Genomic DNA, 6,698 nt, shown 5'->3' with positions numbered 1-6,698 from the left:
GCGGTGCTGACGGCGGTGGCGCTGGCTGCGGGCTGCGGGACGGTCGGGACGGTCGGGACGGGCGACGACACGGGCGGCGACGCCGAGCAGGCACCGGCGGCCGGGTCGAGCGCGACCAGCGCCGACGTGAGTGGTCCCGTCGGCGCGCCGCACCCGGGCGGACCCCCGGCGGGCGTGGTCGTCGACTACCAGCTCGGCGGCGGGTACCCGGTGCCGGACGGCGTCGGCGGCGTCGTCCGTGACGTCACCGACGAGCCGGAGCCCGACGTGTGGTCGGCCTGCTACGTCAACGGCTTCCAGACCCAGCCCGGCGACCGCGACGCGTGGCTGGCCGACCACCCCGACCTGGTCCTGCGCGACGACGCGGGCGAGCCGGTCGTCGACGAGGGCTGGCCCGACGAGCTCCTGCTCGACACGACGACCGAGGCGAACCGCGTGGCGCTCGCGGAGGTCGTCGGCGCACAGGTCCGGGCGTGCGCGGAGCGCGGCTTCGCGGCGGTGGAGCTCGACAACCTCGACTCCTGGACCCGGTCCGACGGGCTGCTGGACGAGGACGGCGCGGTCGACCTGGCGACCCGGCTGGTGGCGGTCGCGCACGACGCGGGGCTGGCGGCCGGGCAGAAGAACACCCCGCAGCTCGGCACCCGCGGGCGGGACGAGGCGGGGTTCGACTTCGCGGTGGCCGAGGAGTGCGCGCAGTACGACGAGTGCGCCGCGTACACGGACGTCTACGGCGACGCGGTGCTCGACGTCGAGTACACCGACGAGGGCTTCGCCGCGGCCTGCGCGGACTCGGGGCGGCCGCCGTCGACGATCCGCCGCGACCGCGACCTCAGCACGCCGGCCGACGCCGCGTACGTCTTCGAGACCTGCTGACGCCTGGCTCGCGGCACCGCGCGGCTGACCCTGGTCCCCACCCGTTCGTCGCGTGCCCACCCGGTCGATCGGGGTGCGGCGCGACACGTGGGTGGGGAGCGCGCGCGGCCCCCGGGACGACGACGGCCCCCCGACCCGATCCGCGGGTCGAAGGGCCGTCGAGCGGCTGGGTGTCAGCGGGTGGCGCGCACCCGGCGGGCGACGAGCACCAGGGCACCGCCGACCGCGAGGAGGAACGCCGCGGCCAGGCCGAGGGGGCCGCCCTCGGAGCCGGTCACCGCGAGCTCGTCGGCGCCGGTCGCCGTGGGTGTGACGGCCGCCGGGACCGCGACCGGGGCGGACACCGGGGTGACCGCCGTCGGGACCGGGACCGCCAGCTGCACCGCGAGGGTGGCCCAGCGGCCGGTGGTGCCGCCGGTGGCGTACACCGTGTGCGCACCGACCGGGACGTCGCCGGGCACGGTCGCCATCAGGCGGGCCACGCCGTTCGCGTCCGCGATCGCGGTGCCCAGGAACACCGGGTCGGAGTGCAGGTAGAACGCGACGGTCTCACCGGGCTGGAAGCCCTCGGCGACGAGCTCCATCTGCTGACCCGGGGCCGTGGCGGCCTTCGGGGTGTCGAGCGCGGCCGACGGCGTGGTGCCGGTCCGGACGGGCTCGCCGACGACGACGACCGTGATGGTCGCCGAGCCCGCGGCCGAGAGCTCGGTCGCGGGGACCTCGAGCACCAGGGTGTGGGTGCCGGCGGTCAGCACCGGGACGGTGACGGCGAACCGCCCGTCGTGGGTCGAGCCGTGGCTCAGGACCGTGCCGCCCTCGCGGAGGGTCCACGAGGCGGGGAGCACCGAGCCCGGCACGGAGACCTTGGCGTCGAACGTCGAGCGCATGGCGACCGGGACCGTCAGCGTGGCCGGCGCGGTGACCGTGGCGGCGGCGGGCACGACCTTCAGGGTGCCCTCGCCCTGCGCGAACGTGTAGCCGCCGAACGAGGCGCCCAGGACCGAGAACGAGCGCGCCCACATCTGGTCGCCCGGGTACGACGCGGTGAGCGCGTAGGAGCCGGCCGGGAGGTTCGGGACGCGGTACGTCGCGACGCCGTTCTCGAGCGACTGCCCGGTGAGCGGCTGGCTGTAGCCGTTGCCGTGCACGTACAGGTCGACGGGGCCCGTGACCTGGGGGCCCTTGGCCGGGCCCGTGACCGAGATGGTCACGGTGGCGGTGGCGCCGGCCGTGATGGTCGGGGCGGACACGGTGACCGTGGGCTGCGCCTGGACCCAGCCGGCCGAGCGGACGGACTTGTAGACCTCGTAGCCGTCGGCGCGCACCTCGAACTCGAGGTCGACGAACTGGCCGATCTGGCCGGCGGCCGGGGTGAACGTCCGGCCGGAGCCGACCTGCACGCCGTCGACGGTCCAGCGCACGGTGTACTCGGCGCCGGGCGCGAAGCCGGTCGGCGTGGCCGTGTACTCCTTGCCGTAGGCCAGCTCGTAGCCGTTCCCGCCGTCGACCTGGAACCAGCCCTCCGGCATCGGCTTCAGGCCTGCGTCGTCGTCGGAGTCGTCGGAGTCGTCCGAGTCACCGGGGGTCGTCGGGGCGACCGTGTCCCAGGCGACGATCGTGCCCCCACCGCGGGTGACGCCGTCGGGCGAGGTGGGGTCGGCGACCAGGTAGATCATGCGGTTGAGCGAGGTGGGCGTGTACGTCGTGCCCTCGCCGACGACCGGGCCGTCCCAGTCGTCGAGCCGCCACTCGTAGGTGAAGGTCGTGCCGGCCGGCCAGTTCGTGGTCGGGCGGACGGAGATCGGCGTGCCGAGGACGGCGACCGGGTCACCCCAGGTGTCGGTGGTGGTGCCCGAGAAGACGAAGTCGGTCCACTCGTCCGGCGCCTCGACGCGGTCGTCCACCTGCGGGTCGCTGTCCACCGGGGTGGTCTCGACCGGCGTGGTCGGCTGCGGGGTGACCGGGCCGGCGGCGGGCGCCTCGGCGAGCACGATGCCGAGGTCCTCCTCGAGGACGGGGTGGTGCTGCTCGTCGGCGAAGGCGAGGACCGTCAGCTTGAGCTGCTTGCCGAGGTCGGCGGACGTCGGGGTGAACTGGGCGGAGTTCCCGCGCCAGCCGTTGTCCGTGCGCCAGTCCCAGAAGTACTCGGTGTCGGCCGGCACCGGCTCGGTGCGCTCGAGCGTGAGCGTCTGGCCGACGACGACGACGCGGTTGCCCTGCTGGTCGAGCGAGTAGCCGGAGACGCGGAAGCCGCCGGCGGAGAACGACGGGCCGGGGTCGGCGGAGCCCTGGTCCGTGTCCGGGGCGTCCTCCTCGGGCGTGGTCGTCCCGGTGGACGGCTGGTCCGGTGCGGTGCCGGCCGGGACGTCGGTGTCGGTGTCCGTGCCGGAGGGGACGTCGGTGTCCGACGAGTCGCCCTGCGACGGGGTGTCGGACGTCGGCGGGACGTCCTGCTCGGAGTCCGGCGTCGTCGTGACCGGGGTGGTCGCGACCGGCGTGCCCTGGTCCTGCGTCTCGGGCTGGGTCTCGGCCTGCGGGTCCGGCTGCGGGTCCGGCTGCGGCTGCGGGTCGGCGACCGGCTGCGTGTCGACGACGACGTTCGGGTCGCTGGTGCCGTCGTCGGCGGACGCGGCGCCCGCCGGGATCAGCATCGCCGCGACGACCGCGGCTGTCGCGAGGGCGACCGGACGCCGCAGGCGCCCGGATCGCGTGCGCGAAGTGTGCACTGGGTTCTCCCCCTGTCGGACGGGGAGCGATCCCCGTGCTCGTTCCATCGGGGGGCTGATCGGCGTGGACCCGCGGCGCTTCAGGGGTCCTGAGGGTCGGCTTCGTGAGTCGGGGTGGTACCACCCAGGCCGGTCGACCGCCGCGCTGACCGGCGACGACGGCCCACCGCGCGACGGCGCGAGGTGCGCCACGTACCGTGAGGCGATGGCGATCGGAGACGACTCCGGCCTCGACGACGGCCGGGTGCTGGTGCGCGGGGACCTCGTGGTCGAGGTTCCCGCGCGGTGCGTGCGCGTCGCGGACCGGCCGGTGCCGCTGACGCGGAGCGAGTTCGAGATCCTCGTGGCGCTCGCGGAGCGCGCGGGCCAGCCGGTGTCGAAGGACGACCTCGCGGTGGCGGTGGCGGTGCACGGGCCGCACGCCGTGCCGACGCCGACCGACGCGGACCGGCGGAGCATCGAGGTGCACATGGCGAACCTGCGCCGCAAGCTCGCGGAGGGGTCGGGGGACCGGACCGCGATCAGCACCGTGCGGGGGCTGGGCTACCGGCTGGCCCCGGAGGTCCGGGTCCCGGACCAGCGCGACGGCACCGCGGGCTGAGCCGCGTCGCCGCCGCGCCGGCCGCGGGGTGGTGAGGTCAGCGGGTGGCCGCGGCGAGCGCGGCGCGCAGGCCCTCGGCGTCGAGCTCGGCGCCGTACGCCGGGGTGTCCCGCTGGAACCGCCAGCCCTCCGACAGCGGGCCGGCGTCGACGACGTCGAAGCCCCACCGGTCGATGAGCGCGGTGACCTGCGCCTTCGCGTCGGCGTCGTCGCCCGCGATCGCGAGCGCGCGCCGGCCGGGGGTGCCGGCGGGCGTGCCCTTCGACCCGAGGTCGGCCGCGGTGATGTGGTTGAACGCCTTGACGACGCGGGCGCTGCCGAGGTGCTCGGCGAGCAGCTCGGCGCTGGTCGTGGAGCCGTCGTCGAGCGCGGCCACGTGGCCGTCGCGCTCCCAGTAGTAGTTGTTGGTGTCGATGACGACCTTGCCGGCCAGCGGCTCGGCCGGGACCTGCGCGTAGGCGTGGAACGGCACGGTGACGACGACGACGTCCCCGTCCGCAGCGGCCTCCTGGGCGGTGGCGGCGCGGGCGCCGTCGCCGAGGTCGGACACCAGGTCCACGAGCGTGTGCGGACCGCGCGAGTTGCTGACGACGGGCGTCTGCCCGTGCTGGACGGCCAGGCGCGCGAGCGCGCCGCCGATGTGGCCTGCGCCGATGAATCCGATCGTGGTCATGCCGGGCCAACGCCGCTGGGCCCCGCCGTTGTTCCTGGTCACGCGACCCGGTTCCGCCGTGGGGAAAATCCGTTGGTGCGCGCGGCGGGGCGGACGTACGGTCGAGGCACACGGGAAGGAGGTGGTCCGAGACATGAAGTCTTCTTGGACGCGTGAGGTGACTGCCCGCTAGTCGCGGACAGCAGTGTTCGGACGGATTGCGATCCGTTCGCCGCGCCGCCGGTCCGACCGGCGACCGCGACGGGCGAATCCCCGCAGTCACCGCAGCCCGTGGGAGCCGCGAGCTCGTCCTTCGCGGCAGGGCCCTCCAGCAGGAGGCCCGGCCCACGGGCTGTTCCCTGCCCGGGAGCGGGCGTGTCCCGCCGGTCCCGGGCGCGCCGGTGTCAGGCCGCGTCGAGCCGCGCCAGCAGCCCCGCGCGCACCGCCGGCCACTCGTCCGGCAGGATCGAGAAGTACGCGGTGTCGCCCCGTGAGCCGTCCGGCGCGAGCCGGTGGTTCCGCAGCACGCCCTCGGGCACCGCGCCGAGCCGGGTGATCGCCGCGACGGAGCGGGTGTTCCGGGTGTCGGCCCGCAGCGCGACGCGCGCGCAGCCCCACGCGTCGAACGCGTGCTCCAGCATCAGCAGCTTGCAGGCCGGGTTGTTCGACGTGCCCCACCAGCGCGGCGCGAAGTAGGTGTGGCCGATCTCGACCCGGGGGACCCGCAGGTCGCGGTCGTAGAACGACGTGCTGCCGCGGACCTCGCCCGTGGCGGCGTCGAGCGCGGCGAACGCCAGCCGGCCGGGCGCGGCGCGGGCGGCCTCGACCTCGGCGCGCCAGGCGTCGGCCCCGACGGGGAGCGCGGAGGACATCCCGGCCCACACCCGCGCGTCGACGAAGGCGGCGAGCGCGTCCGCGTGCGGGAGGTCGAGGGGGACGAGGCGGACCCCGTGGCCGGTGAGGGCGACGTCGTGCAGCACCCGAGCAGCATCCCAGACCCGTCCCTTGCGGTCGATGGCTAATGGCATTAGCCTGTGGGCTATGGACACCAACGACGCACGACGCACGCTGCACCTGCCGCGGCCCGAGGGCAGCGTCGCGTACGACGACGCCGGCACCGGCCCGCTCGTCGTCCTGGTCCCCGGGATGGGTGACCTGCGGTCCACCTACGACGAGCTCCGCGGCGCGCTGCTCGCCGCGGGCTACCGGGTCGTGACCACCGACCTGCGCGGCCACGGCGACTCCGACGCCGGCTTCACCACGCACGGCGACGAGGCGACCGCCGAGGACGTCGCCGCCCTGGTCGAGCACCTGGCCGCGGGACCGGCCGTGCTGGTCGGGAACTCGATGGGCTCCTCGGCGGCGGCCGTCGTCGCGGCCGACCGGCCCGAGCTGGTCCGCGGGCTGGTGCTGCTGGCGCCGTTCCTGCGCGACCCGCGGCTGCCCGGCGCGGTGCGGGCGCTCATGCCCGTGGTCTACCGGGTCATGCTCGCCGCGCCGTGGGGCGCCGCGGCCTGGGCCGCCTACTACCGCTCGCTGAACAGGGGCACCCGGTCCCCCCGGCTGGACGCGCACGTCGCGGCGATCCGGGCCGCCCTCCGCCGCCCCGGGTACCTCCGGCAGTTCCGGGACCTGGCGCTCGCGCTCACGCACGCGCCCGTCGAGGCCCGGGTGCCGCGCATCCAGGCGCCCGCGCTCGCGGTGGTGGGCGCCCTCGACCCGGACTGGACGGACCCGGCCGCCGAGCTCGCGTGGGTCCGGGACGCGACCGGGGCCCGGGCGCTGCTGGTCGAGGACGCCGGGCACTACCCGCAGCACCAGACGCCCGAGGTCGTGGCCGACG

General features: G+C 75.8%; 6 protein-coding genes. 3 read left to right on the top strand and 3 right to left on the bottom strand.

All coding sequences use genetic code 11. The features are described 5' to 3' along the window. Nucleotides 1-876, top strand: an 876-nt coding sequence (locus G6556_RS16030) for an endo alpha-1,4 polygalactosaminidase (RefSeq protein WP_205693609.1), incomplete at its 5' end; no start/stop codon positions are given. A 173-nt stretch (nt 877-1,049) separates the two neighbouring features. Here G6556_RS16030 and G6556_RS16025 read toward each other — a convergent pair. Continuing rightward, on the bottom strand, nt 1,050-3,527 hold the full coding sequence (locus G6556_RS16025; RefSeq protein ID WP_166943672.1) for an Ig-like domain-containing protein: 2,478 nt from the start codon (nt 3,525-3,527) through the stop codon (nt 1,050-1,052). Nucleotides 3,528-3,807: 280 nt separating this feature from the next. Here G6556_RS16025 and G6556_RS16020 point away from each other — a divergent pair, with 280 nt between their 5' ends. After that, the gene (locus G6556_RS16020) at nt 3,808-4,203 is read left to right on the top strand and encodes a winged helix-turn-helix domain-containing protein (protein WP_166943669.1); all 396 of its coding nucleotides are present in this window, start codon (nt 3,808-3,810) and stop codon (nt 4,201-4,203) included. Nucleotides 4,204-4,240: 37 nt separating this feature from the next. On the opposite strand, the gene G6556_RS16015 is transcribed toward G6556_RS16020, so the two are convergent. Together G6556_RS16015 and G6556_RS16010 are read right to left on the bottom strand one after the other, a co-directional pair. After that, entirely contained in the window at nt 4,241-4,876 is a 636-nt protein-coding gene (locus G6556_RS16015) for an NADPH-dependent F420 reductase (RefSeq protein ID WP_166943667.1), read from the bottom strand. A 383-nt stretch (nt 4,877-5,259) separates the two neighbouring features. Continuing rightward, nucleotides 5,260-5,835 (bottom strand): GNAT family protein, encoded by a 576-nt coding sequence (locus G6556_RS16010; RefSeq protein WP_166943664.1) that lies wholly within the window; start codon nt 5,833-5,835, stop codon nt 5,260-5,262. A gap of 61 nt (nt 5,836-5,896) precedes the next feature. On the opposite strand from G6556_RS16010, the gene G6556_RS16005 reads away from it, so the two are divergent. Beyond that, the coding region (locus G6556_RS16005) for an alpha/beta hydrolase (RefSeq protein WP_240934623.1) at nt 5,897-6,698 on the top strand (802 nt) is incomplete at its 3' end.

Origin of the sequence: Cellulomonas sp. IC4_254 (assembly GCF_011603975.1) — a bacterium.
Classification (GTDB): domain Bacteria; phylum Actinomycetota; class Actinomycetes; order Actinomycetales; family Cellulomonadaceae; genus Cellulomonas.
The sequence above is the reverse complement of the archived record's forward strand: the minus strand, read 5'-3'. Positions and strand labels throughout refer to the sequence as shown.